Source organism: Maridesulfovibrio bastinii DSM 16055 (assembly GCF_000429985.1).
GTDB lineage: Bacteria > Desulfobacterota > Desulfovibrionia > Desulfovibrionales > Desulfovibrionaceae > Maridesulfovibrio > Maridesulfovibrio bastinii.
The window spans coordinates 216,209-242,095 of record NZ_AUCX01000007.1; the positions used below are offsets into that span (position 1 = coordinate 216,209).

Annotated in this window: 22 protein-coding genes; 9 read left to right on the forward strand and 13 right to left on the reverse strand. The window is 42.3% G+C overall.

Going from position 1 to position 25,887, the window contains the following annotated elements; all coding sequences use genetic code 11:
• The first annotated feature begins 11 nt into the window (after positions 1-11).
• The 3 genes from G496_RS0103120 (at position 12) to G496_RS0103130 (ending at position 2,817) form a co-directional block, all read left to right on the forward strand.
• Positions 12-308 (forward strand): DUF1844 domain-containing protein, encoded by a 297-nt coding sequence (locus G496_RS0103120; protein ID WP_027177988.1) that lies wholly within the window; start codon positions 12-14, stop codon positions 306-308.
• A 111-nt stretch (positions 309-419) separates the two neighbouring features.
• Positions 420-1,475, forward strand: coding sequence for an N-acetyl-gamma-glutamyl-phosphate reductase (gene argC, locus G496_RS0103125; protein WP_027177989.1), 1,056 nt, complete (start codon positions 420-422; stop codon positions 1,473-1,475).
• Between the two features lie 82 nt (positions 1,476-1,557).
• Positions 1,558-2,817, forward strand: coding sequence for an EAL and HDOD domain-containing protein (locus G496_RS0103130; protein ID WP_027177990.1), 1,260 nt, complete (start codon positions 1,558-1,560; stop codon positions 2,815-2,817).
• Positions 2,818-2,993: 176 nt separating this feature from the next.
• On the opposite strand, the gene G496_RS0103135 is transcribed toward G496_RS0103130, so the two are convergent.
• The 3 genes from G496_RS0103135 to G496_RS0103145 all read right to left on the reverse strand — a co-directional run bounded on the left by G496_RS0103135 (position 2,994) and on the right by G496_RS0103145 (position 6,331).
• Positions 2,994-3,362 (reverse strand): response regulator, encoded by a 369-nt coding sequence (locus G496_RS0103135; RefSeq protein WP_027177991.1) that lies wholly within the window; start codon positions 3,360-3,362, stop codon positions 2,994-2,996.
• Between the two features lie 268 nt (positions 3,363-3,630).
• On the reverse strand, positions 3,631-5,700 hold the full coding sequence (locus G496_RS0103140; RefSeq protein ID WP_027177992.1) for a ribonucleoside triphosphate reductase: 2,070 nt from the start codon (positions 5,698-5,700) through the stop codon (positions 3,631-3,633).
• On the reverse strand, positions 5,648-6,331 hold the full coding sequence (locus tag G496_RS0103145) for an anaerobic ribonucleoside-triphosphate reductase activating protein (protein ID WP_034632181.1): 684 nt from the start codon (positions 6,329-6,331) through the stop codon (positions 5,648-5,650). Before G496_RS0103145 ends, G496_RS0103140 begins: the two co-directional genes overlap by 53 nt.
• A 638-nt stretch (positions 6,332-6,969) precedes the next feature.
• Between G496_RS0103145 and G496_RS0103150 the strand changes: the two genes are divergently transcribed.
• A complete protein-coding gene (locus tag G496_RS0103150; RefSeq protein ID WP_245577852.1) occupies positions 6,970-7,509 on the forward strand; it encodes a hypothetical protein in 540 nt (179 codons plus the stop codon).
• Here the strand turns inward: G496_RS0103150 and G496_RS20830 are convergent.
• Positions 7,466-7,768: a zinc-ribbon domain-containing protein gene (locus G496_RS20830; RefSeq protein ID WP_084407471.1), complete on the reverse strand. Its 303-nt coding sequence runs from the start codon at positions 7,766-7,768 to the stop codon at positions 7,466-7,468. The genes G496_RS0103150 and G496_RS20830 overlap by 44 nt on opposite strands.
• A 367-nt stretch (positions 7,769-8,135) precedes the next feature.
• Here G496_RS20830 and G496_RS0103155 point away from each other — a divergent pair, with 367 nt between their 5' ends.
• Together G496_RS0103155 and G496_RS18695 are read left to right on the forward strand one after the other, a co-directional pair.
• Entirely contained in the window at positions 8,136-9,023 is an 888-nt protein-coding gene (locus G496_RS0103155) for an HD domain-containing protein (RefSeq protein ID WP_156900582.1), read from the forward strand.
• A gap of 209 nt (positions 9,024-9,232) precedes the next feature.
• Positions 9,233-10,801: a hypothetical protein gene (locus G496_RS18695; protein ID WP_051294802.1), complete on the forward strand. Its 1,569-nt coding sequence runs from the start codon at positions 9,233-9,235 to the stop codon at positions 10,799-10,801.
• Positions 10,802-10,900: 99 nt separating this feature from the next.
• Here G496_RS18695 and purU read toward each other — a convergent pair whose 3' ends face one another.
• From purU to G496_RS0103180, 4 genes are all read right to left on the reverse strand, one after another.
• Positions 10,901-11,770, reverse strand: a complete 870-nt coding sequence (gene purU, locus G496_RS0103165) for a formyltetrahydrofolate deformylase (RefSeq protein ID WP_027177996.1) — start codon at positions 11,768-11,770, stop codon at positions 10,901-10,903.
• 310 nt (positions 11,771-12,080) lie between these two features.
• Positions 12,081-14,141, reverse strand: coding sequence for a methyl-accepting chemotaxis protein (locus G496_RS0103170; RefSeq protein ID WP_027177997.1), 2,061 nt, complete (start codon positions 14,139-14,141; stop codon positions 12,081-12,083).
• 121 nt (positions 14,142-14,262) lie between these two features.
• The gene (locus G496_RS0103175; RefSeq protein WP_156900583.1) at positions 14,263-14,583 is read right to left on the reverse strand and encodes a hypothetical protein; all 321 of its coding nucleotides are present in this window, start codon (positions 14,581-14,583) and stop codon (positions 14,263-14,265) included.
• 7 nt (positions 14,584-14,590) lie between these two features.
• Positions 14,591-16,138, reverse strand: a complete 1,548-nt coding sequence (locus tag G496_RS0103180) for a pyridoxal phosphate-dependent aminotransferase (RefSeq protein WP_034632185.1) — start codon at positions 16,136-16,138, stop codon at positions 14,591-14,593.
• A gap of 325 nt (positions 16,139-16,463) precedes the next feature.
• Here G496_RS0103180 and G496_RS0103185 point away from each other — a divergent pair, with 325 nt between their 5' ends.
• Together G496_RS0103185 and G496_RS0103190 are read left to right on the forward strand one after the other, a co-directional pair.
• On the forward strand, positions 16,464-16,880 hold the full coding sequence (locus G496_RS0103185) for a chemotaxis protein CheD (RefSeq protein ID WP_169725726.1): 417 nt from the start codon (positions 16,464-16,466) through the stop codon (positions 16,878-16,880).
• A gap of 230 nt (positions 16,881-17,110) precedes the next feature.
• Positions 17,111-17,587, forward strand: a complete 477-nt coding sequence (locus G496_RS0103190; protein WP_027178001.1) for a ferritin-like domain-containing protein — start codon at positions 17,111-17,113, stop codon at positions 17,585-17,587.
• A gap of 54 nt (positions 17,588-17,641) precedes the next feature.
• Here the strand turns inward: G496_RS0103190 and G496_RS0103195 are convergent, their stop codons facing one another.
• The 5 genes from G496_RS0103195 to G496_RS0103215 all read right to left on the reverse strand — a co-directional run bounded on the left by G496_RS0103195 (position 17,642) and on the right by G496_RS0103215 (position 22,976).
• Positions 17,642-19,243, reverse strand: coding sequence for a flagellar hook protein FlgE (locus tag G496_RS0103195; RefSeq protein ID WP_027178002.1), 1,602 nt, complete (start codon positions 19,241-19,243; stop codon positions 17,642-17,644).
• A gap of 182 nt (positions 19,244-19,425) precedes the next feature.
• Entirely contained in the window at positions 19,426-20,202 is a 777-nt protein-coding gene (locus tag G496_RS18700; protein WP_245577853.1) for a tetratricopeptide repeat protein, read from the reverse strand.
• A gap of 246 nt (positions 20,203-20,448) precedes the next feature.
• Positions 20,449-21,828: an ATP-dependent protease ATPase subunit HslU gene (hslU, locus tag G496_RS0103205; protein ID WP_027178003.1), complete on the reverse strand. Its 1,380-nt coding sequence runs from the start codon at positions 21,826-21,828 to the stop codon at positions 20,449-20,451.
• 9 nt (positions 21,829-21,837) lie between these two features.
• A complete protein-coding gene (hslV, locus tag G496_RS0103210) occupies positions 21,838-22,377 on the reverse strand; it encodes an ATP-dependent protease subunit HslV (protein ID WP_027178004.1) in 540 nt (179 codons plus the stop codon).
• 44 nt (positions 22,378-22,421) lie between these two features.
• Positions 22,422-22,976 carry a macro domain-containing protein gene (locus tag G496_RS0103215; RefSeq protein WP_027178005.1) on the reverse strand — a complete coding sequence of 185 codons (555 nt, stop codon included), beginning with the start codon at positions 22,974-22,976 and terminating at the stop codon, positions 22,422-22,424.
• 407 nt (positions 22,977-23,383) lie between these two features.
• Here G496_RS0103215 and G496_RS0103220 point away from each other — a divergent pair, with 407 nt between their 5' ends.
• Positions 23,384-25,540 (forward strand): methyl-accepting chemotaxis protein, encoded by a 2,157-nt coding sequence (locus G496_RS0103220; RefSeq protein WP_027178006.1) that lies wholly within the window; start codon positions 23,384-23,386, stop codon positions 25,538-25,540.
• Positions 25,541-25,887: the final 347 nt, after the last annotated feature.

Consider the following 25,887-nt stretch of genomic DNA (forward strand, 5'->3'; position numbering starts at 1 on the left):
GTGAAAGTCTTATGTCTGAAGAAAATAAAAAATGCGGTTGTGAAAATATGAAGGGCATGCCCATGCCTGAAGTGGATTTTTCAACTTTTATTATGTCCTTAAGTTCTTCAGCTCTTGTCCATCTGGGAGAAGTTGCTGACCCTGAAACAGGAAAAAATGTATTTTTTCCGCAGATAGCGAAGCAGTCTATTGATCTGCTCGGTATGCTGCAGGACAAATTTAAAAATGGATTGACCCATGATGAAGAACGCCTGCTGTGCGATCTTCTTTGCAGCCTCAGATTAAAATACGTTAATAAAACAAAATAATTTGAAACCATAAATGAAGTGTTTAAAATGCTTCATGTTATGCAGAGCAATCCATGACATGAATGTTGTGGATGTCTGGACTTTACGCCCGATTAAAGGAGGATTTGTCAGATGAGTACCAGAATTCCTGTAGGACTGGTCGGAGTAACCGGATATACCGGGATGGAACTTGCCCGTATTTTGAGCGGACACGATTCTATGGAATTAGTCAGGGTTACTTCAAGATCAGAAGCAGGCCGAAAACTCTCGGACATTTATCCTTTTTTACTGGATATGCCGCTTGGTAATCTCGAAATCAGCATGCCCGATGTGGATGACCTCGCCGAAAACTGCAAACTGGTTTTCCTTGCTGTTCCTCATAAAACAGCAATGACTATCGGGGGGCAACTGTATGATAAAGGTGTGAAGGTTGTTGACTTAAGTGCTGATTTTAGAATCAGAGACCGCAAAACATACGAGCAGTGGTACAAAGTTGACCATACCCGTGAAGACCTGCTTGAAAAAGCTGTTTACGGTCTGCCTGAATTATACCGTGAAAAAATAAAAAATGCGGACCTTGTTGCCAATCCGGGCTGCTATCCCACTTCGGCCATCTTGGGTCTTCATCCTGTGCTCAGTGCCGGAATAGTTGAAACTGATGATATTGTAATCGATTCTAAATCAGGTGCAACCGGCGCCGGACGTGGTGCTAAGATCGGTTCTCTTTTTTGTGAGGTCCATGATTCCTTTAAGGCATACGGCCTTGGTTCGCACAGGCATACTCCTGAGATAGAACAGGAATTGGGAGTTGCAGCGGGCAAAGATATGACCGTTTCTTTCAACACCCACCTGCTGCCTATTGACCGTGGTATACTTTCAACAATCTATACCAGACTTAAACCCGGTGTTTCCCCTGAATATATCCGTGGTTTGTATGAAACTGCCTACAATAAAGAAAAGTGGGTCAGAGTCCATCCTGCCGGCAGTCTGCCTGAAACCCGCTGGGTGCGCGGAACTATGTTCTGCGATATCGGCCTGGTTGTCGATCCCCGCACCGGACGCCTGATTATTGTCAGTGCTATTGACAATCTGTGCCGTGGAGCTTCCGGACAGGCTGTGGCTAACGCCAATCTTATGCTCGGATTTGATGTGGAAAAGGGACTGGAGTTAGCTCCACTGATGCCTTAATTTCAACCGGGTATTCTGTAGATTTTTTGCTCTGTTGCTGACCTTTTTTGTCACATTTACAAATATCAGCGGGTGATAAATATTGAGCCAGAATCTTTTCATCAATTCTTTTTTTGTTGCCCGGCAGCCTGTTTTTGATGTTGAGCAAAACATCTGGGGCTATGAGCTTCTTTTTAGAAATTCAGGCGCAGCCGGAACAGCTGAGATTGATGATGAAGATGAAGCGACATCGCAGGTAATAGCTGATGGCTTTGGTCTGGTGCAGGAAGATTTGCATGAAAAACAGAAAATTTTAATTAATTTTCCACGCAATATGCTTCTCAGCAAGGCTTCGGATTTATTGCCTCCAGAAACATGCATTGTTGAAATTCTTGAGAATGTTGAACCGGATGAAGATGTTCTTACTGCACTGAAACATATTCGTGATGATGGTTTTCAACTTGCTCTTGATGATTTTGTAGGCCAGCCGGGTTATGAGCAGATTATTGACCTCGCTGATATTGTAAAGGTCGACTGCCTTGATGTCCCCAAAGAAAAGCTTGAAAAAGTTGTCAGGGATTTGCGCTCCAGAGGCGTTCGGACGCTTCTGGCTGAAAAGGTTGAAGATAAGCTTTCATTCAGACAATGTCTGGAGCTGGGTTTTGATCTTTTTCAGGGCTTCTTTTTCAGTAAGCCGGAAATTATGCCCGGCGAAAAACTCTCTTCTGCTCAATTCAGCCGCCTTGAACTTTTAAGAGAGATTTCAAATCCCGAATTTGATCTGAAAAAACTTACAAATGCTATAAATTCGGACGTTTCAATAAGCTATCGCCTACTTAGATTTATAAATTCAGCCTCTTTTGGAATAGCCAATAAAATAACCTCAATCTCACAGGCTGTTAATCTTTTGGGTCAGAAGAAGATTAGCGGATGGTTAAGGGTTATCCTTTTGTCAGATATGGGCAGCACATCAACCGGTAATGAGCTTGCTTTTCTTTCCATTAAACGTGCAAAGTTTCTTGAACTCCTGTCCAGAAGAAATGAATTAGCCCCGCATCCTCCGGAGACAATGTTTCTGCTGGGTCTTTTTTCGCTGCTTGATGCCTTATTGAATAAACCCATAAATGAGCTTCTTGATAAGCTGCCACTTGCAGATGAAGTGTCAAAGGCTATCTGCTGCAATATCGGGGATGCCTCACAATGGCTTAAGCTTGTTGTCTGTCTGGAAAAAGCAGACTGGGGTACAGTCAGTGAAATTATAGAAGAGCAGGGCCTTAATTCGTATGCTGTATCTCTGAACCATCATGCCGCTATGCAATGGGCGCATGAAGCTACAGTGCTAGCACATTCCAGTCCTGAATAGATCAAGGCTCTTAAGACGAAGTTGTTGCTTAGGATTAATTTGTTCCTGCCAAACGGGATGGGAGCTTCAGATATGGATTCCAGCAAGAATTGAATCTTTGTTCAGCTTAGCTTTTATATAGTATTATATTTTATTTGAGTCTGGAATTTTTATGATGAAAACTGCGGATGATTGAACTATTTTTTCCTGAAAAGCCTTTGGATCAGTTCCAGAAATATTCCCATGTCAGCAACAGGTTTTAAAAGAACATTGGCTGTTGTTATTCCAAGTTCTCTTATTTCAGGAGGAACAGAGTAGTCTACAGAACCTGTATGAATTATGAAATCCATATCAGGATGCATTTCTTTAAGTTTAAGTATCAGATCATTTCCGTGCATTACCGGAAGTCGCATATCCACAATAGCTATATCTGCTGTTTCATGTTCCATCAGCTTCAAAGCTTCTTCCGCACTTCCAACTGAGATAACATCGATATCTTCGTCCTCGAGATAATCTACAAGATTTTCTCTAACCATATATTCGTCATCAACAACAAGAATTCTCATAAATTCTCCAAACGAAGTATAACCGCGCTGCTAAATAGATATTAGAGTAAAATAACTTAAGAGCTTCATAAGCATATTAAAATTTTAGATCTTATTCAAATAAAAAAGCATTTTAAAGTGTTATCTGAGACTTTGCCTGTTAAAAGTTGAATTATCAGAATATTTATAATTATTGACGCAGACTGATGAAGAACTTTTGGGACATCAGCAATAAAATCCCGAAGATTACTAATCTTCGGGATTTTATTATTTCAACTTGTTAATAATCTTAATTTACTTCTGTGGCTGCGCTGCAAAAGGTATTGTACTCTTTTCTGTCAGTATATTCTGATTTTTTACCCTTATTCCATTGCTGGACAGGCCTGTAGTATCCGACAATTCTGGTATAGACTTCTGTCTCTGCATGGCATGTGGGGCATTCAAAGTGTTCACCCCGGATATAGCCGTGTTCCTTACAAATTGAGAAGGTCGGGGTTATTGAAAGGTAGGGGATTTTTGTGTTCCTGAAAGCTTTTATTATGAAGCTTTTAAGTGAATCAAGATCAGCGACGGATTCACCGAGGAATGTATGGAAAACTGTTCCCCCGGTATAAAGCGGCTGTAGCTCATTTTGATGTCTCAGGGCGGTGATAACGTCTTCGGATATACCAACTGGAAGAGTTGTCGAGTTGGTGTAGTAAGGAGTTTCTCTGCCGGAAGTAATGATGTCGGCATAAAGGTTTTTATCTATCTTGGCGAGACGATAGCTGGTTCCCTCAGCCGGAGTTGCTTCAAGATTGTAAAGATTTCCGGTTTCTTCCTGAAATCTGCTCGTAATCTCCCGGAGATGGTTAAGCATCCGGCGCATAAGCCTTTTGCCGGAAGGAGTCTCTATGCCTTTACCAAGCAGGTTTAAGCATGCTTCATGTCCGCCTATAAGCCCTATTGTTGAGAAGTGTCCTTTATAGCCGTTTTTAAGGTAGCGGCGTGACCATGGAAACATTCCGTTATCCAGATTTGTCTGGATCATCTTTCTTTTAAATTCCAGCGAATCTTTTGCAAGTTCAGCGTATTCAGCAACCAGATCAAGGAAATCCTCTTCTCCCTGAGCCAGATAAGCAAGTTTCGGCAGGTTAAGTGTTACGACTCCGATAGAACCGGTAAGGTCTCCTGCCCCGAACAATCCCCCGACTTTTTTGCGCAGTTCACGCAGGTCCATCTGAAGCCGGCAGCACATGGAGCGGACGTCTTCCGGGTTTAAATCAGAGCTGATAAAGTTCTGGAAGTAGGGAACACCGTATTTTGCTGTAAGCTCAAGCAGAAGCTTGCCGATTTCGCTTTCCCAGGGGAAATCCTCCGTCACGTTATATGTCGGGATGGGGAATGAAAAAATACGTTTATGCTGGTCACCATGAGCCATGACTTCAAGAAATGAACGGTTGATCATTTCCATCTCTTCTGCGTAGTCACCATATTTCGAATCTATAAATTTACCACCGATAATAACCGCTTCAGCAGCTAAATGCTTTGGTGGAACCAGATCAAAAGAGAGATTTGTAAATGGGCTCTGTCCACCCCAGCGTGAAGTTGTGTTCAGATTGAATATGAATTTCTGCATGGCCTGTAGAACTTCTTCATAGCTTAAGCCGTCATGCCTGATAAACGGAGCCAGATAGGTGTCTACATTATTAAAAGCCTGAGCTCCCGCCCATTCATTCTGCAACGTCCCCAGAAAGTTGACCATCTGGCCTAGGGCAGCATCAAAATGCTTGGCAGGACCAGCGCAGGAGCGGCCTTCAAGGTTGAATCCTTCCAGAAGCAGGTCTCTGAGGCTCCAGCCGGCACAATATCCGGCAAGACCGTAGGAGAGGTCGTGAATGTGGAAATAGCCGTGATCATGTGCCATGCGGACTTCAACAGGATATTTTTCAAGAGCATATCTTGCCTGTATTGTTCCTGACAGGTGCAGCATGAGACCCTGAAATGAATGGGTCATGTTCGCATTTTCAGCAACTCTCCAGTCAGAGCTATCCAGATATTCGTCTATTGTTTCGCGAATATCCAGATAGGCGTCTTTCTGGTTTCTGAGTCTGCGGCGGTTGTCACGGTAAAGAATGTATTTTTTGGCGGCATCGTGCAGCCTTGAATCCATGAGGCATTCTTCGACCATATTCTGGACTTCTTCCTGTTCAGGAATATCTATGCCGTCCAGTTTTTTTTCAACCATACCGGCCATGCGTCTGGCCATGATGGGGTCTTTGATTCCACTGGCGTTAAGGGCCTTAAAAATCGCCTGTGAAACGCGGTCAGTCGACCATGTCTCCAACCTGCCGTCCCGCTTCATTATCTGCGTGGGCATTCTCTCTCCTTGGGGGAATAAATTTCTGGATGGTCAGATCGAAGCCCTCCGGGAGATAACCTCTGGCTGTATCAACGTCCTCATCTGTCAGAATGGGGACTTTGGTCAGTCTGAAGTAGAATGAATCCGGGTGGGCTTCGGCAAGTGAAAATACTTTTTCAAGATTTTTTCTTGCTGTTTCCGGGGTAACAGCCCGTCCGCTGAGGGCGGGATATTTTTCGTACGGTCCTTTGACATCAATGGCGAATTGTTCCGCCATTCCCTGATCGAGTATATCCTCCAAAATTTCAGGCCTCATTCCATTGCTATCCACTTTAATTGGCAGCTTGGCCTGGCTTATTTCATAGAGGAGTTCTCCGAGTCCGGGTACAATCGTAGGCTCGCCCCCTGTGATGGTGACCCCGTCAAGCCATATCGCCCGGTCTTTGAGAAAACTTTGAATATCTTTTTTACTTATGAGTGGAAGTTTTTCCATGTTCCATGCCATATCGAAGTTGTGGCATGTAGGGCAGTTGAAATTGCAACCACCGAGAAAAATTACACAGCTGGTCCTTCCCGGCCAGTCGCAGAGACTCAGTGGTTCAAGTCCGCGGACATGGTGCCAGACAGAATTTTTATTAATTTTTTCCATTTTTATATCTGTATTTTAAATTTAAATTGTTTGGTGCTTAGGATGATGATTGTTGGGATCATCCCTTTCAGGCTAGAGCAGAAAGGTAGCCCAGCATCTTTTTTTTGTACAGGGGGTATAGTAAAAAATATCTATTAACAAGACTGTCACAACTGATTAGAAGTGATTATGTGTAAATATCATGAAATAGAAAAAGTTTTCCACAGGTAGATAACTTAAGAGTTTAGTGAAAATACTGGAAATTTTTTAAAGAAAGTTTAGAAGATTTTTTTTCATTCAGAATGTGTCTAGTTATCTACATTGTGAAAAAAAGGATATGCACTGTGGTCAGAAATTGATTTCCTTTTATATTGATATAATTATCAAAGATTATTTTTGAACTAATCTGATGTGTGTATTTGACTTTAAAAAGCAATCTACGATTTTGTCGATATTCAAGATTTAGAGATGAGGACGGTCTGATTATGAATTATTAGCTTCTTCTAATTGGGCAGTGTAGAGTGCTGATTTATAGTTATGCTATCGGCCTAGATTTTAGATTTCTTGCTCTTGATCATAAAGATGATTAAAGTTGTGTCGATAAAAAAGGAAGCGGGGAACGGTGGCAATATATTGAATTTTGTTTGCAGGAGTTCGTTTTGTTCAGAAAGTTTGTAATAATTTTATTGCTGTCGTGTTTTATGTTTCCCCAGACGGTGTTTTCCGGCCGCGGGGAAGAGGATCGGTCTAAGTGTATTGCTCTGGAAGCTTTGGCCAGGTCTCAATGCAAAGATCCTCTGGATTATGTTTTTGTCGGCAAATACAGCGAAGACGTCTATATCTATAACACCTTTTATGGCTCAAGATATCGGGATTTTTTCTGCAAGGTTCAGGTTGAGAACGGCACTGTGACCATTCTTTCAAGGAAGAGAAAATTTCGCCGCCAGATTGAATTTCATATGGATAAAGACGGGTGTGCTCTTATAAATTTTGAGCATGCGGGTTGTCCTAAAAGAAGGCCGGTACGCTGTTGTCTTCCCAAAACAGCTGAAAGTGAGAAGAAAGACAAGGAAGATGCTTTCTGGGATCGTCCTGTGCCGGAACTGCTGAAAGAGGACCAGAAAGCCGCCCTTGAAGAATTGCAGAACAGAACGTCTAAAGCTTCCGAAGCCACGCCAGAAGAGCAATCAAAGGAGTAATAACGTATAACGGCCAGTAGACCTGTTTATAGGTAAAGTAGAACACTGCGGCGAGCAGAAACAGGGCATATACCCAGGCTTCACCATGTTTTTGATAAATCTGCGGTCTTTCCAGATTAAGTTTGAAGCGTGAAAGATCAGAGTTTTGATCTATATTGCGATTAACACGTATGAATCCTGATTGAAGCTTGTTCCCGCACTTACTGCAATATCTGCTGCTTTCCGGGTTTTCATTTCCGCATTTAGTACATGTAATCATCTTTAGCAGAACCGTATTTCCTGAGAGGTTGATTTCTGTAAACCGTTATTCTGGATCATCTGATTTGAGGTTAATATATTTGAGGATATTTACCAAGTCAGCCATACTTAGTTCATATTTATATAATTTTTATAGTTATATTTGAAAAAATTAGTTTGTAATTATAAAATCTATATGTAAAATCAGCCCGTCAGTCAGTAGGCGATTCAAAGAAATATCGAGGGGATAATTTCTTTTAATTTCGGACTGTTGTATTTTTTGCTTTGATTATATTTATTCAAGGTGAGAATTTATAATATCCGATTGCTGACAAAAAGGGGGAGGTTGTTGTAGCTAAAGTATAAACATGTAAATGTTATTAAGAAATATGAATACAAACAACCACTATTCTAAATTAATTTTTATTAATGATCCGGATCTTATTGAAGAAGAAATTCGGTTTATTACCAATAATATTTTTCCGGATTATGACTTCACATCTTTGATTGAAATATACAGGAATCTGATGGATGTCTTTCAGGGAGAATTTCCCGGATATCGCGAAAGTACGGCCCATTATCACGATTTATCGCACACTCTGTCAGTTTTTCTTGCCGCAGCAAGAATTCTTCATGGTTTCCATTTATCAGGGAAAAAAATTTCAGAAACAGCTTACACCCAGACTCTATACGCAGCCTTGTTTCATGACATCGGGTACATCCAGTATGAAACCGATTTAAACGGTACCGGGGCAAAATATACTGACAAGCATGTGCAGCGGGGCATCGGTATTATGAGAGTCCTGCTTGAGAAAAGGAATTATCCGCAGAGCTTTATTGATAATTGCGGATATATTATAAGTTTTACGGATATTCACCCGGAATCTCAAAATATTAACAAGCATATGAATTCAGAAGTTACTCCTTTTGGTCATATTCTTGGTGCAGCGGATCTGGTTGCTCAGGTTGCGGATGAAAGATATCCTTCTAAAATTCCAGAATTGTATAAAGAATTTGTTGAAGCCGGTATTGATGAATACAGCAGTGAAGACGATCTTTTCAGAAAAACTCCGATTTTTGCAGAATTTGTGAGGAAAAGGCTTTCGGAAAAATTTGAAAACATTCATAGCTATTCAAGACTTCATTTTAAAGAACGTCATGGGTTGGATGAAGATCTCTACACATTTTTTATGGAGCGTAATTTTAAGATAATTGACGATCTGCTAAAATTCTCTAAATGTAATTACAGTAGTCATCTCAGGAGTTTTGCTTCATAACCATTCCGATCTGATTGTAACGTGGCGGAAGCTATTTTGGTGATCCGACAAATTCAGCTTTTTATGATACTGACAAGATTTTCCTCCTGTTGTTAATCCTTTCTAATAAGTATATACAATAGACGGTGCTATTTCTGCCAAATATCTTGACGAAATAGTGGTATTCGTACATTTATTGCTTGATGTGCTAAGTAAAAATGGAGTGATTGATGAGTGCTTTAAAAGGTGGTGGATCCGGTGCTGCGGATAAAGATAAACGAGTTGAGCATTATCTGAAAGTTCTAAACAGGCTCAAGGAGCGCAAGATGCTTCGTGAGGTGCTGGAACGTGAGGTATTGCTTGAGTTTATTTCTTACAATCATGACCGCATCAATGAGTTTCCACTGCTCGAAAAACAGCAGAGCGGCATCATAAATCTCCTTTGTCACAGATCTGTTGATCTTCCCGCACATGAATTTATTAAACGTTCACTTGGTGAGTTTATTCTGATGCTCACAAGGTTTGGTAAAATATATAACGGGAAAGATGAAAATCTTATTAAACAGGTAAAAGCACGGCTTATAAATGCGGAAACCCTGCTGATCAAAACTGTTCAGGGTGTTGTTTACGCTTCTTCCCTTATTTCAGATAATTTTGAAGAAGTTATCCTCAGCAGATACGGTGAACCGGCATTGCAGAAATTCAATACCCTGCTTGAAGGGTATGAGCTGGATAAATTTTTCTGGGATGCACTGATGAAAGAGTTTATCACCGAAGAAGTTTCGGCAGCTCTTCCGCGTATTGTTTCCGGCGAAGAATATGTTCTGGCGCGTGATGGTAAAAATCTTATACTCAGTTTCGGATTCGACCATGTAACCTCACGATTGAATCAGAGTCCTCCTAATTTTGATAAAACCAGAATTCAAACTTCCTACAATGAAGTAGGCCAGACGGAAGAATCTCTTGCAACGTTTAAGATGGTCAATAATGCGCTTAACGAAGGCGGGGTTTTTATTAAAAGCGAGGGAAGTAATCCTGACCATATCGAACGCATTGCCAGAATAGTTTGTATTGATCCTGCGACTGAAAAATTTCATCAGGATTATGTCGAAGCTATGGAAAGGTTTCAGAGCAGCGATGAAAATATTACTCCTGAAGAAGAGGAGGATATTGCCAGACAGCTTCAGTTTGCACAGGATCAGCTTGCGGCATGTGCGATCGGTGTCAGTCTCACTTTGGATATTGTTGTCAGGGAATTTTTACTGGCCCTCAAAAGCTATACGATAAATGAAGAAAAAATAATCACCAACCTGCTGCGCAAGTTTGACGTGACTTCTTTGGATACTCTCCTTTATTTTTTAATCGAGCTATTTTTTGTCAGACTTCTAAGGCTGAAGATTCAGGGCGAAGAAGGCAAAATTACTCTCAGGTTGCTGAAGCGCAGAAGATCTCCAGCAGAGTCGGTTGAGGCCATTAAAGACAAAGGAATGAACCGCATCAGAACTGCAAGAATATGGACTGCCGACCGTGAAAGTGATCAATGGATGTTGTTCAAGCATAAAAATCCAAAAGAGCTGGTAGCCGAAATTAAACTTTTAGGACTTGAAAGGGAACTTGCCTCAGAAGTCATTAATATGTTTAAGAATGCAGACTACAAAATAGATTTTTTACTTTTCATAAGTCTGACGGCCATAGCAAAAGCAACCAAAGATATTAAAGGCAAGCTTTCCGAGCTGCTGCTCAGGTTCGGTATTGGTTCTGATTCGAGTAACCGTGCCGGTAATGATGCTCTCGAATAAGAAATAATAATATTTTTAAAATAGAAACAGGGCAGACGTATTAAGTTACGTTTGCCCTGTTTTCATTTAATTTATAGCTGTATGGATTTAGTCTGCCGGTTAGGTAAAGACCACGGTTTTATTGCCGTCCACCAGAACTTTTTCGGTAAGGTGCCATTTCACGGCTCTGCTTAAAACTTGTGATTCAATATCTCTGCCCAGAACTTTCAGTTCATTAATGTCATGTCTGTGATTAACCCTGATAACATCCTGCTCGATAATGGGACCCTGATCCAGCTCCTCAGTAACATAATGCGCAGTTGCGCCTATAAGCTTAACTCCGCGTTCACCTGCACGGCGGTAGGGATCTGCTCCAACAAATGCAGGGAGAAAAGAATGATGGATGTTAATAATTTTATTGGGGAATGCATTAATCAGTCTGGGAGTCAGTATCTGCATATAACGGGCAAGGATGATCAGGTCAGCGTTACCGTTTAACAGTTCAATAATTTTCTTTTCGGATTCGTCTTTTTTGTCTTTTTCAACTTTTATATAATGGAACGGAATTCCGAATGCTTCAACTTCCTCTCTCAAATCTTCATGGTTGCTTATGACCATGGTGATATCAGTGAAAAGCTCTTCGCGTTTGGCCCTCCACAGGAGGTCCATCAGCACATGATCGAATTTTGAAACCAGTATTGCCGTTTTCTTTTTGATCCAGGCTGGATTGATACTCCAATCCATTTCAAATTTATCGGCAACCTGTTCTTTAAATTCATTTTTCACAGCTTCAAGACTATCTTCCAGTTCAGGCATGTGAAAGCGCATACGCAGGAAGAAATGCCCGCCAACAGGGTCACTGGAATGCTGGTCCGAATGGATAATGTTGGCGTTTTTAGAATAAAGAAATCCTGAAACTGCTGCAACAATACCCGGTTTATCGAGACAGCTTACAGTCAGGTATGCTGTGGATTCTCTGGAAGAAGTCATATATTATCTCTATGTTATGTGATTTTTGAATATTTAAATTTATGTAACCAACCGCTTGTTTTAACCGCTTTCGTTTATCAGTTAGGTAATCCGCAATCAAGTTCTTTACTCTGGTGATCAATTTATACAGACGGGGAATGAGGGGATTCTTTTGCGTTTCGCAAAATATAGGCGGGATACAGGAATGTATTTGTGAAATGGCTGGTCTTAATTTGTGTTTTAAATAATTTAATGGATAAAAAATGTTCTGCAAAAAACAGGGCATTATTTCCCATACCCCGCTTTTTGCAGAACCAAGTTACCATCTTAACTAAATTTTAAAGTTGTCCATCATGGAGTTAAGGGATTTTGCCTGATTATCCAGCTCCCTGATGGCTTCTTCAAGCTGGCGTGAACTTTCCAGATTCTGTTCTCCTGCCTGCTTGATGCTGCCAAGGGCAACCGCAACCTGATCAAGACCTGCAAGTTGTTCCTGACTTGAAGCTACAATCTGAGTTGATGATTGTGCGGACTGGGTAACAACTGCGCTGAGCTTGATTATGGATTCTCCGGCAATACTGGACTTCTGAGCACCGGACTCAACGGCTTTGCCGCCTTCTTCGGTTATCATCACCGCAGTACTTGTTGCTTTCTGAATGTCTGCCAGAATGGATTGTATCTGTGCCACAGACTGTTTGGACTGGTCTGCAAGGTTTCTAATTTCTCTGGCTACCACTGTGAACCCTTTGCCTTCTTCTCCTGCTTTTGAAGCTTCAATAGAAGCATTCACTGCGAGAATATTGGATTGGTCCGCAAGGTCGTTCACAACATAAACAATGTCACCGATATGCTGTGACTGTTCAGAAAGCTGCACTATGCTCTGGGCTATTGTATCCATCTGCTTGCGTATGTCTTTCATGCCAGCGGCTGCCGCCTGTGTGGCCCTCTGTCCTTCCTGAGAAGTTTTGACTGCACTTTTAGCCACATCGGCAACCTGACGTGATTTTTCATTGGAAAGATGGGCAGTCTGTTTAACTTCTTCAACTGTAGCATTGGTCTCAGCCACAGCACTTGCTGTTTCCGCAGAACTGGCCGTCAGTTCCGTTGTTGCCGCGGAAATCTGGCTGATTGAAGAGGAGAGGGTCTGTATTGCTTCGTGGAGCCTTATATGCACTGACTTAAGGTTCTCGATCATCTTATTCATGGCTTTGCCAACTGAATCATTCTCCGATCTGATGGCCACGTCCACCGTCAGGTCGGAGTCGGCAATTCTATCCATGTTGACGGCCATTTTTTTAAGAGAATTTATCATGATGGTGAATGAATCCGCCAAAGCTCCGAGTTCATCTTTTCTGCCATCGTTCTCTATGGAAACCGAGAGATCGCCGGTTGCTATTTTATTGAGGACATTAACCATATTCTGCAACGGGCGGGTGATATCCCTGCCGATGATGAAAACAGAGGCAAGTCCCAGCAGTAAGGCGATAAAGGCTGTGATACAGACATTTATTATTGCTCTGCTGTTGTTATCCTGAAGTGCCGGGCCAAGCTCTTTCTGATCTCTGGTTATTGAAGTCAGCGCTTTTGAGGCGGACTCAAGCATGTATGGCTCAAGGCTAGCAATATTTGTTTTAATATCCTTATTACGCTTTGTTATAAGCTGAGCAGATTTTTTGAATGTTTTCTGGTACTCGTTTAAAGCATCGCTTATCTGGGTAAGAGCATCCAAAAGTTTTTCACTGGCACCGCTGTGCATTTTTTCAGTTATTTTTGAAAGGTTTTCCAGATTGTCGGAAACAATAGAAAGCTGTGACTCGTTGTTGCTGCGATAAAATTTAGCGGCATTGAGACGGGCTGTATAAAGGCTGTCCATAGCCTTGGCAACGAGTGTGATAAAGTCTTTATTCGATGAAAGTCTTCCCTTGTTTGTCAGGGATTCAAGCTCGTGCGACATAATTTCGCCTTGCTCGATAACAAGTTCGCTGATTTCATTGAATTGCTTTTGAATTGTGGAAAGATCCTGAAACAGGGATTCATATTTATGAAGACTAAGCTTTATGTCATTCACCAGTGATAGCCGTTCCGGTGAAGAAATTGTTTTGGTTGCTTCACCTATGGTCGCAACCAGATTATCCATGCTCCGTCTGTACTGCCTCTGATACTGGCTGTCGCCTGTTATAATAAAGTCTTTGACCGTGGTCTGGGTTTTGAGCAGCTCAGCCTGAATATTAGATACATATATGGATTCTATGGCGAAATTTCTGTAATCTTCAAAACCTTTTGAAGAAGTTCTTAAGGCCGTGAAAGATTCCAGACCCACAGCACCGAATATTAAAAAAACCAGAATAAAGGCACTGAATATTTTCTGGCCTACTGAAAATTTTTTGAGCATCTGCTACGCTCCCTTTTAGATTATGTAATTACAGAAGACTGTCGTAATTTAAGAACCTGACCGCCTGAAGATGGTGGTCAGGTTCATTTTTATCAACCCGAGGTATGCTAAAGACCTGCATCTATTTGTAATTGCTGTCACAAAATTCGCTGCACAGTCCGGATATATTGTCAAAGAGTCGATCACAGCCTTGGGCGTTCATACTCCCGGAAAAATTGTTTCCAACATTTTCACAGGCTTTTCTGCAATCACTAGCCGATGCGAATGTACTGCGCAAGACCGAGTTGTAATCAGAACATATTTTTTCCTGAGCCAGACAGCTGCCACTTTCAGCTTCGGCTCTGCAAAGGGAGTTTATTTCCGAAGGCTTAGGACCGTGAGTTGAACATCCGGCCAGAAAGGAGACAGTAACAGCAATTAAAAGCAGTCTGATAAATTTCATAAAGTTATTATTCCAGAATATCATTTACCGCAGCCAGAAAAGTTCTGTTGCGTGAATTATTTCCGATTGAGGCCGTCATAAGGTCAGGCAGTCCGAACTCATCAAGCTTTCTAACATGCAGACCTCTAGCCAGCATTTCTTCATAGAAAGTATTGGCAGCAACCGGCACACTGAACATTACAAAGTTGCTTTGTCCCGGATATACGGTGCAACCGGCATCCTGTAGTCCTTTTTCCATTCTTTCACGTCCCTTAATGATAAGGGCTATTGTTGAATAATAAAATTCGGAATGATTCAAAGCAGCAAGTCCGGCTCCAACATTTACAGGGCTGATAGGAATCGGAAGTCTTGAATCTTCCAGCTTTCTGGCGAGACTACTGTTCATAATTCCATATCCGAGCCGCAGGCCACGGAGTCCGAATGACCATGAGAAGCTTCTCAGCACAATAAGATTCGGAGCTTTGTTCAGATAGTGCAGGGCAGTATAATCATCTTCAGGCCATGAAAATTCAACACTTCTTTCGTCAACGATAAGCAGAGTCCTGTCAGGAAGAAGGTTGACCATTGTGGCAATTTCTTCTCCGGCTATGCCATACCCCGAAGGGATATCCGGGTTGGTTATTAGCACTGCGGCAGTATTATCATTTGCCTGAGCAACCAGCTGATCCAGTGGTGGCATAAAATTTCTGCCCCGGCGCAGGCGCAGCAGTTCCACTCCGCATAAAGCCGCAACCGAACTATATTCCGGGAGACCGTTACTGTAGCTTAAAATATGGTCACGCCCCGGGGTTACTGAAATTCTGAGCAGCAGATCAAGAATTTCAATTGATGCGGTGGCGATAACTATCTGGTTTTCATTCACGTCATGCCGCTTGGCCAGACCGAATTTCAAAGAATCAATATTGTTTTCTTCGAACGCATTGCAGCATGTGGACATCCGCTCCATTGCAAGGGAAACCGCTTTGGAAACCCCGATGGGGTTTGAATTGGAGTAGAGGTCGATCTCTTTTGTAATGCCGTATCTTTTTTTAAAGCTTGAAGCTGAGGCTGATTTCTTTATAGTCTTGGGTGCTGAATATTCAGCTTTAACTTCAGCTGTTGAAACAGGCTCTTCCTTTACTGTTTCCTTTTCAACGGGAGCAGCAGTTTCAGGTAACGAACCGGAAGCCAGTTCATGCAGTGGAGAGATCAGCGGTTCTATATCAAAACTTTTACTGTGGCTTGCATTACCTATTATCTCAGTCAGATTGTCAAAAGCATCTATAAGAATATTGATGCTTGTTGAGTTCAGGACAATTTCTTTCTTGAAAAGTTTGTCCATTACTTCGGCAATGCCGCCAGCAACTTTTGTTATATTATCAACAGCGTTAAGATTTGCACTTTCTTTTATCGCGAGAATGGTAGAATAAATTCTGGTAATGGATTCAGGGTCCAGATATTCAGTCTTTTCCAGCCTCATAAGGTCTTTTTCGATTTGATCGAGTCTGTCGAGAGACTGTTCTACAAACGGCTGGAGACTGTCCTCATCGTGATGGATGTTGCTTTGTGTCGTCATCTTCAATTCCTATGCTTAATGTTTGGATAGAAAAGGATATATACTTTAAATGACAAAAATAAAATACAGATTCAACTTTGTCGTGTTAGTTTTTGTAAAAATTTCTATTCCGGTTAGAGGTTAAGCTTTTTTTTACAACTTTAAAATATATTAGATGGCAGCTTCGATATTAAAACTAAACTACAGTTAGAATTATCCTTAAATTATATAAACATGGTAATAAACGATTCGCAATAATTAAATAAAATTTATGAATCCTGAGATTAAAGATAAGCTTCAAAATGAACATCTGAGCATAGGGGAGTGTATATTTACATGCAGAAAAATGTTAATCAACACAGTGCTCGGGAGTTGTGTTTCAGTAACTTTTTATCATGCCGCATCAAATTATGCAGGCATGTTTCACGCTATGCTGCCGGATGCGGGGATGTCCGGGCGTACTGATTTTCCATGCAACTTTGCTGATGTTGCAATCCATTCGCTGCTTGCAAGGTTTAAGTATTTCAAAGTCCCGGTATATGAACTGGATGTTAAACTTTTTGGTGGTGCTAACACCATGTGCTCCGGTGAAAATGCCGGTATCAACGAAATGCTGGATGTTGGTTTGAAAAATGTCCAGTCGGCGCGAGCTGTTTTAAAAGAATACGGTCTGGTGCCTGTGCGTGAGGATGTGCTGGGCTCTTCCGGGCGGAAGATTGTTTTCAATACTTCCACCGGAGATGTCTGGATGAAGTATTTATAAAGTATATCATAATTGATATTGTGAGGATAAGTTGGGAACAATTGTCCCGCAGCAGTTGTGTTATATTATTTGTTTTCAGCTGTTATGATTGGAGTTGCTAAATTTTCAGCTCTGATTATTATTTCTTCAAGCTTAAAATCCGCGTTGAAGGTATTAGTTGTAAAAGAGAATCAAACTTCTCTTTAGGTGATCATTTTTTTCATGAAAAAAGAATTTTTACAGGAGGCCTGATGGCTTATTTTTTTAAAGCTAATGATGTTGCGGAACTGGCTATGCGCATAGAACAGAAAGGGCAGGCTTTTTATCTTCTTGCTGCGGATGCTGCCGAAAATCCGGATGCCAGAGAATTTTTCGAATTTTTTGCTCAGGAAGAGTCAAAACATGAAGTCTTTTTCAGGGAATTAAGAGATCGTATGGGTAACACCGAGCTTCCTCCTGGAAGTGATTTTGAGGAATATACCCGCTACGTGCTTGCTCTCATTGATTCCCATGATGTTTTCAATTTTGATTATACCGAAGCTTTTAATTCAGGTGATTTCAGTTTTGATGATGCTGTGAGAACTGCAATGCGTTTTGAAAAAGACACCATTCTTCTTTTCAGCGAACTTAAGACAATGGTCCCTGATGATGATCGCAGAATCGTTGAAGCCTGTATTGAAGAAGAGCGCGGACATCTCCGTATGCTTGCTGAAAAATTAAAAGATTAATTTTTATTCAGTTATAGATCATGAGAAAGGCCGGGAATGAAATCCCGGCCTTTTTTACTTTTTAACTCCGAGCAGATTGTTGATGACCGCATCCGAGGTGGTAATAACTTTTGAGTTTGCCTGAAATCCTCTCTGGGTCAGAATCATATTTGCAAATTCTGAGGCAAGATCAACGTTTGAAGTTTCCAGATTGTTGGTAACGGTTGATCCCATTCCGTCTTCCTGAGGGACTCCTTCAATGGCTGCACCGGATTCATTTGTTTCGGAAAAGTAATTTGAACCTTCTCGTCGCAGCCCATATTCATTGGTAAAATTATAAAGGTTGATTTTATAGTAATCCACTGAAAGACCGTTTGAGAAAAGTCCTCTCAGCACTCCGTCTTTATCAACTTCAATGTTTTGAAGATACCCTTCACCAAAACCGTCTTGAGACCTGTTTATGGTTGTTGATGATCCCCAGTAGTCCGTTGTGCTTAATCCCTGAATTTTGCCATCGGCCATGCGGGCAAGGTTGGAAGCATTGCTCCCGACATCAGCCGCGGTGGTCCCTGATAAATTCCATTGTCCGTCACCGGCCTTTATACCCAGATTAAGAGCGATGTCCTGTTCGCTGGGAGTTCCGCCGTCAGGATCAGCAAATACAGCTGAAAATTGAGGCATTCCATCCTCATTTATATCAGCCAGCTCCCAATTGGAGAGATCTTTAGCATCTCCTGAAGAATTACTCGAAAGGGTATAGGCACTCATGCTCTGCAAATCTCCGTCACCTGAAAAAGTCAGGGTTCCGGTCATAAGAAGACCGGCTGAGGATGTGCCTGCTGTCTGTGCGGCTGCATCGCTTGAAGGATCGACTCCCACGACAAATTCCCAGTATTTGCGGTCGGAAGTATCACCGTCTGAAGGTGTTACTTTATCAAAATATATTATCAGATCCTGGGCATTACCGTTTTTATCCCATACTTTGATTGAAGAATTGTAGGAATATTTTTCCGCATCAAGAGGAGGCTGTGATGTTCCGTCCCAGTTTTTCATTAAAGCGAAAAACGGATTAGAGCTGTCTGTGGTCTGATCAATGTCAGCTGAATCAAGATTTGAAATCATTGAGACTTCAGTTGTTGCCTTGGGATCGGACTTAATTACATCAATCATATTGCCGTTAGCATCTAGTTCCTGCTTGATGGGCAAAGCAATATCTGTTGATGATGCCGAGATAACCCCGTGCTCGTCTATGGGATATCCCTGAAGAGCGTTGCCGTGGTTATCTTTTAAGATACCGTTTTTATCGAAACGGAAGTGTCCGTCACGGGTGTAGACACGCTCACCGGTATCAGCGTTTCTTACTCCGAAAAAACCCTTTCCACCGATGGCTATATCTGTACTTTCCGTGGACGGATCAAAAGAACCTTCAGCAAAATCAGTTCTAGTATTGGCAAGTCTGACACCGTTACCTATCTGGGCCGATCCGTGATTGTCACCGCCGGCAACAACTCCGGCAGTAGTACCCGGCGCGGCTTTGCTGCTTAAGGTTTCGAAAAAAGCATATCCAGATTTATAGGCAACAGTATTTATGTTTGCAATATTACTGCTGATCTGCTGCATTCGATTGCTGTGGGCCGTAATACCGGAGGCCCCGACGTACATAGATCCGAAAGCCATCCTTGAACTCCTTGTTATTAATCCCGGTCATCTGACTCATGAACGGGCTGTATGCCGTAACCCGGAAAAAAAATCCGGTTCTGTTAAGATATACTAAGATAAGCAAAGGGCATGCCGATGAAATCTAAACAAGAGTTAAAATAAATAAACGGAGAGCTTATTTCGTGGTAATAAATGGGAAATTAAGACTTTTTTGAAGATTTTATTTTGTAGTTGAGGAATTTTTCCAACTTGAGTGAAGATTCGTGGTCAGGATCAAGAATGAGACTTTTGCGGACAAACGTTAAGGCGTTCTTGTAGTTTCCGTTTTCCGCATGTGCTCTTGCAAGGTTGAAATACAGGTTTTCATCGGAATCTGTAAATTCCAGCGCGCGTTCGTAATATTCCACAGCTTCGCTGTACATACCTGATTTTCTGAGACTTATTCCGAATTCGTTGAAAAGGTGCTTGTGCTTTTTCTGGAAAGCAGCATTGAGGCCGACTATTCTTTTAAATATATCCTGCGCCTTATCGTAATCCTGCCTTTTAAGGTAGCACAGGCCTATTCCAAAATTAGCGCGGATGTTACATTCATCAATATCAAGAGCTCTGTCGTACTCCATTTCCGCTGTGAATGTATTCCCGAGCTGCCTCTGACGGTCAGCCTTAGCAAGGATTTTTCCCAGCTTCTTCATGGCGGGGAAAACTTCGTTTGTATAGAGCTCCAGTTCCGGTGAAAAGGAGTCGAGCAGTTCGTCTTTGCTGACAATCTGTTCATCTCCCTGAGGGACTTTCTGGGCATTCAGAGGGCGCAGTGAGATGTCTCCATCCTCATTCTCTTCTCCATAGTAAAGAAAAGTCTGGATGGCTTTTTTTTTGGTGGTTCCAGTACCGATGTAAGAAACAACACGCGTGGAAAAAGCACCTCTTATAATAGGCGCAGCTTCATTATTTTCCATGTGGTCATTCTTATGAATCATTAATATATCACTTTGATTTTTAAGTATTCTTTTTCTTATATTCAGGGTTCCCCGAGGCATCTAATTAGATGGTCATATTAGCATAAAAGAAGGGAAGCGACAATTTGAAAAGATAAAAATCATATTCGCACTACTGTTTCCCATTAATTTCAATTTAGTCTGATTTAGTATATTTTGTCGATTAAAAAAGCGGGACTAAGCCTGCTTAAAAGGCTTAATCCCGCTTAATAATTGATATAAAAAAGGTTACAGTATGTATCTGGACAGATCTCTGTCTTCTACAACATCCTTAAGGCTGTCCTGAACATAGTTGCGGTCTATAAGAACTCGGCCGTTAGGAGTATCCGGAGCTTCGAAAGAGAGCTCTGAGAGTATTCTTTCCATTATAGTGTAAAGTCTTCTTGCTCCGATGTTCTCGGTCTGCTCGTTTATTTTTTGAGCTGTAGAGGAGATTTCTTCGAGAGCTTCCTTACTGTAGTCCAGTTCTATTCCTTCTGTTTCCATCAGGGCTTTATACTGGACAGTCAGAGCATTGCGGGGTTCAGTGAGGATTCTGTAGAATTCATTTTTACCAAGAGCGTTCAACTCAACTCTCAGTGGAAAGCGTCCCTGAAGTTCAGGGATAAGGTCTGAAGGCTTGGAATAATGAAATGCACCTGCAGATATAAACAGGATATGATCTGTTTTAATCATTCCGTATTTAGTGTTGACCACACAGCCCTCAACAATAGGCAGGAGGTCGCGCTGTACTCCTTCTCTTGATACGTCAGTACCACCGCCGCCTTCATGCCTTTCAGCAATTTTATCAACCTCATCAAGGAATATGATGCCGGTCTGTTCAACCCGTTCTTTAGCTATTTCAGTTACTTTATCCATGTCGATCAGTTTTTCTGACTCTTCCTGAATAAGCAGCTCGTAAGCTTCACGGACTTTTACTTTGCGGGTTTTCTTTTTATTGGGGAACATCCTTCCAAGCATATCGGAAACCTGCAATCCCATATCTTCCATTCCGGGCATGGCCATCATTTCCACCTGAGGTCCACCCTGAACAGTTACGTCCAGCTCGACTTCGCGTTCATCCAGCTTGCCTTCACGCCACATTTTGCGGAATTTTTCACGGGTAGAACTGTCTGATTCGGAAATTGTTTCGGGCTTGTTTTCATCCGATTTATTGGAGAAAAATCCCATTCCGTTACTGCTTTCTTTTCTACTGTTGGGGAGCAGCAGATCCAGAAGGTGGTCTTCGGCATGCTTTTCAGCACGCACGCGAACTTTTTCAGTTTCCTCTCCCCGGACAAGGTTTATGCCTATTTCCATAAGGTCGCGGATCATTGATTCTACATCACGTCCAACATAACCCACTTCTGTAAATTTAGTGGCTTCAACTTTGAAGAAAGGACATCCTGCCAGTTTAGCCAGCCTGCGGGCAATTTCAGTTTTACCAACGCCGGTAGGTCCCATCATGATAATATTTTTAGGAGCTATTTCATCCCGCAACTCAGGAGTGAGCTGCTGTCTGCGCCAGCGGTTGCGCATTGCTATAGCTACCATTCTTTTGGCTTCGTCCTGACCGATTATGTATCTGTCCAGTTCGGATACTATTTCCCTTGGGGTGAGATTACTCATTTCAAACCTTTATTTTTCTATTGTTTTCAATATGATGTGGTCGTTTGTGAATACACATATTTCCGAGGCGATATCCATGGCCTTGCGGGCAATTTCCGGGGCCGGCATATCGGTGTGGCGGGATAAAGCTCTTGCTGCTGACAATGCGTAAGCTCCACCGGAACCAATGGCAGCAAGACCGTCATCTGGTTCGATAACATCACCGTTACCGCTGATGATCAGAATGTGTTCGGCATCAGCAACCAGCAGCATTGCTTCGAGCTTGCGCAGGTATTTGTCGGTACGCCAGTCTTTTGCCATTTCAACAGCGCTGCGGACCAGATTACCTGAGTAGCTTTCAAGCTTTTTTTCAAATTTTTCGAAAAGATTAAAGGCATCTGCGGTGGCTCCGGCAAAGCCGCCCATTACTTTCCCGTTGTAAAGGGTGCGCACTTTTACAGCCGAATGTTTCATAACCAGAGACTGTCCGAGAGTGACCTGTCCGTCTCCAGCCATTGCCGATCCGTTTTCATCCTTTACTGCGAGGATAGTTGTTCCCCTGAGTTCAATCACTTGTTATCTCCTTATCATTTGTCCCCAATTCGAGGACCATTTTATTCCATTTCAGGTTTACCCAGTATTCGGCATGCCAGAGAAGTCCACAGTTCATAATCATTGTTACCGTGGATAATCATTTTGCAGTGTTTAAGAGGCTTGGGCATCTTAAACAAAGCATCAAGAGCTATGGGCACAGCCAGTTCAGTAGGAAATCCGTAAACTCCGCAACTGATTGCCGGAAAAGCAATTGTTGAGCATTCTTTTTCAGCAGCTTCCCTCAGAGAGCTGGTGTAGCTTGACTTTAAAAGCTCAGGCTCATTGTTGTGACCACCATGCCACACCGGACCGACTGTATGGATGATATAAGCTGCGTTCAGGTTGAAGCCGGAAGTTGTCACAGCTTCTCCGGTAGGCAGATAGCCTGAAGCCTTAATTATTTTTCTACATGCCTGCGGAAGCTGCGGTCCTGCCGCTCTATGTATCGCCCCGTCTACACCGCCGCCTCCGGCGAGTCTCGGATTGGCTGCGTTGACAATGGCATCCACTTTTTGAACCGTGATATCTCCACGCTCGATTGAAACTATTTTCCCATCTGATTTCCAGCTAAGCATGATCAATCTGCCTGATATACATTCGGGGTAAAACGATAAAATTTACAAATTGATACAAGAATAAGAACTCAGACGGCAATGACAAGTGTATCAGTTGAAAGAAATTTAATATTAGCCAAATTTTGTATTTATATAGGTTCTGCTTTCGAAATGAGCAAAAAAAGTGTAAAAAAATTATGCTAAAAGCACGCAATCCAAAAAAACAACAATTCTGTACTCTTGGATGGCAGTGTGTTTCTACGGGTTTAGTTTTCCGCATTTTAATGAATGTGTGTAAAAATGAATCCGATAGTGGATCCATAAGTCTTTAAACTCAATATATACTGATAAGACTTTATTCTATTAGTGAATAAAAATATTCACTTCGGGGTTTCAATTTAGAAAATGGTGGTTCTGTTGGGGGTAGTATGTTTAGAAAGATGAGTATCGGTACTAGAATAGCGCTTGGAATAAGCGTTTTGATGATTTTAATATTTGTTGTTTTTACGGTTATTATGGCTGGTAAAACCCGCGAAACTTCAAAAGAGCAGGCTATACACTACGCCGAAGAAATGGCCGGAAGGTATGGCAACAAGATAAGGTTGAATATTGAAAAGGCCTTGGAAGCATCATGGGCCGGTGCAGCTTCTTTTATGGCTTTTACAGAGCATAAGGATTCTGCTGACAGGGATATAGCTGATGAAGTCATTAAAAAGATAATTGAATCAGATCCCATGTTCTACGGAATACAGGTTGTGATCAAGCCGAATGAATTTGACGGCCGTGATGCCGAGATGAAAGGGCAGCGGGACTGGTATGGACCAAATGGTGAATACGGGCCTTATTTCTGGCGTGAAAATGGTGAATTCAAGGTTGTGGATATGCATCGCCGCAATCCCGGAGTAACCAGATCGTGGTATAAAATTCCCCGTGATACCGGAAAGCCTGTTTTGACAGAACCTTACTACTCTGATGTTGTAAAGGATGTTTTTGCCACTGTCAGTGTTCCGATTATCAAAAAAGGCCAGTTTCTTGGAATTGTTGGAATTGATTTCGCAATCGGATCATTTCAGGACATGGTTAAAAATATCAAACCGATGGGTAGCGGTTATGCCTTTCTTGCCTCTCATGACGGGTATTGTGTGGCTTACCCTGATGCGGAAATGCGCGGTAAAAATATCCTTGAGGCATTTCCTGAAAGTGAGCGCAGCAGAATTAAAGAAGCAATGGCAGCCGGGAAGGTCTTTCATGAAGATATGGTTCTGCCTAAAGACGGCCGGGAATATTTTATTCTTTTCGAGCCTATTGAGATCAGTGGAACAACCACACCATGGGTTTTTGGGGTGGCAATTCCCACTTCCACCATTTATGCCGATTCAATCAGCGTCTTAAAATTAAGTTCCATAGTTTCTGTTATAGCCATCCTGTTAGTTATAGGAACGGTTCTTGTCATTGCCCGCAAGGTGTCCAAGCCTATCGGAGCCATGGTTGAGTTTGCCAGAAATATTGCTGACGGTGATTTTGATTCAAGGCCGGATGAAAAGCAGTTCATTGGCGAGCTTGAAGAACTCAATGTTGCCCTCAATCAGATGATCGGCAGCCTTGTTGAATCCATCTCCACGGCAGACGAAAAAACTAAAGAAGCTGAAGAGCAGACCATCGCTGCCAACAGAGCACTTGAAGATGCCCGCGAAGCCCGTGAAGCTTCTGAAAGAGCTCGGTCTGAAGGTATGTTGCATGCGGCCTCGCAGCTCGATGAGATTGTCACCAACGTTATTTCAGCCTCGGAAAAATTATCGGAGCTTATTCTTGAGGCCCATAACGGTTCAGATGTGCAGCGTGCTCGCACAACAGAATCAGCTACAGCCATGGAGCAGATGAACGCTTCTGTTCTTGAAGTTGCCAGAAATGCTTCAAGGGCTGCTGAGAGTGCCATGGATGCAAAACATAATGCAGAAGAGGGCGGCAAGATAGTTTCTGATGTTGTTAATTCCATCAACCACGTTAATACCGCATCTGAAAAAATGGTTAATGGATTGACCGAGCTTGGCAGCAAAGCTGACGGAATCAATCAGATTATTACAGTCATTACTGATATTGCTGATCAGACCAATCTTCTGGCCCTGAATGCTGCAATTGAGGCCGCAAGGGCAGGTGATGCTGGCAGAGGTTTCGCTGTTGTCGCTGATGAAGTCCGTAAACTTGCGGAGAAGACCATGCAGGCCACTGATGAGGTGGAAGACGCAGTTCATGATATCCAGGCTGAAACAAAAAAGAATATGGATGAAATGAGGAATGCTGCGGATATGGTTGAAAAAAGTACTGAATACGCCGGGCAGGCCGGGGATAGTCTGAATACTATTGTCACGATTGTTGAAGATACTGCCGATCAGGTCAGAGCTATAGCAACGGCCAGTGAGGAGCAGTCTGCTGCCAGTGAGCAGATCAACAGAGGAACTGAAGAAGTGAACAGAATTGCAGCTGAAACAGCCGGAGCAATGGATGAATCAAGGAATGCTGTTCAGGATTTGACCAGACTTTCTGCTGAGTTGCAGGATTTGATAGCTATGCTGAAAAAAGGCTGATAAGCAGTCAGACTAAAAGAATTAACGGCAGGATGAAGTTTATACGCTTCATCCTGCTTTCTTATGCGGCACGTTGTCAAGCACCCCGCTAATTCTGATTTTATATTTTCGTAGGCCGCATTCATCCCTCACCTTGCGGTGCAATTAATTGATATTCCTTTTCTTATTCGTGCTCAGCGGCACCAAGTACCGATTCGGTACCAAATCAATTTAGGATCGCCATTTTTATTTCGTTGTCAAAGCAACCAAAAGCCCCTCGCGATCCGTTATACTGCCTTAGTTGGAATACTGAGTTTCCAAAGTAAAGCAGCAAGTTTTCGAGCAAGTGCAGCAATTGCCTTTTGGGG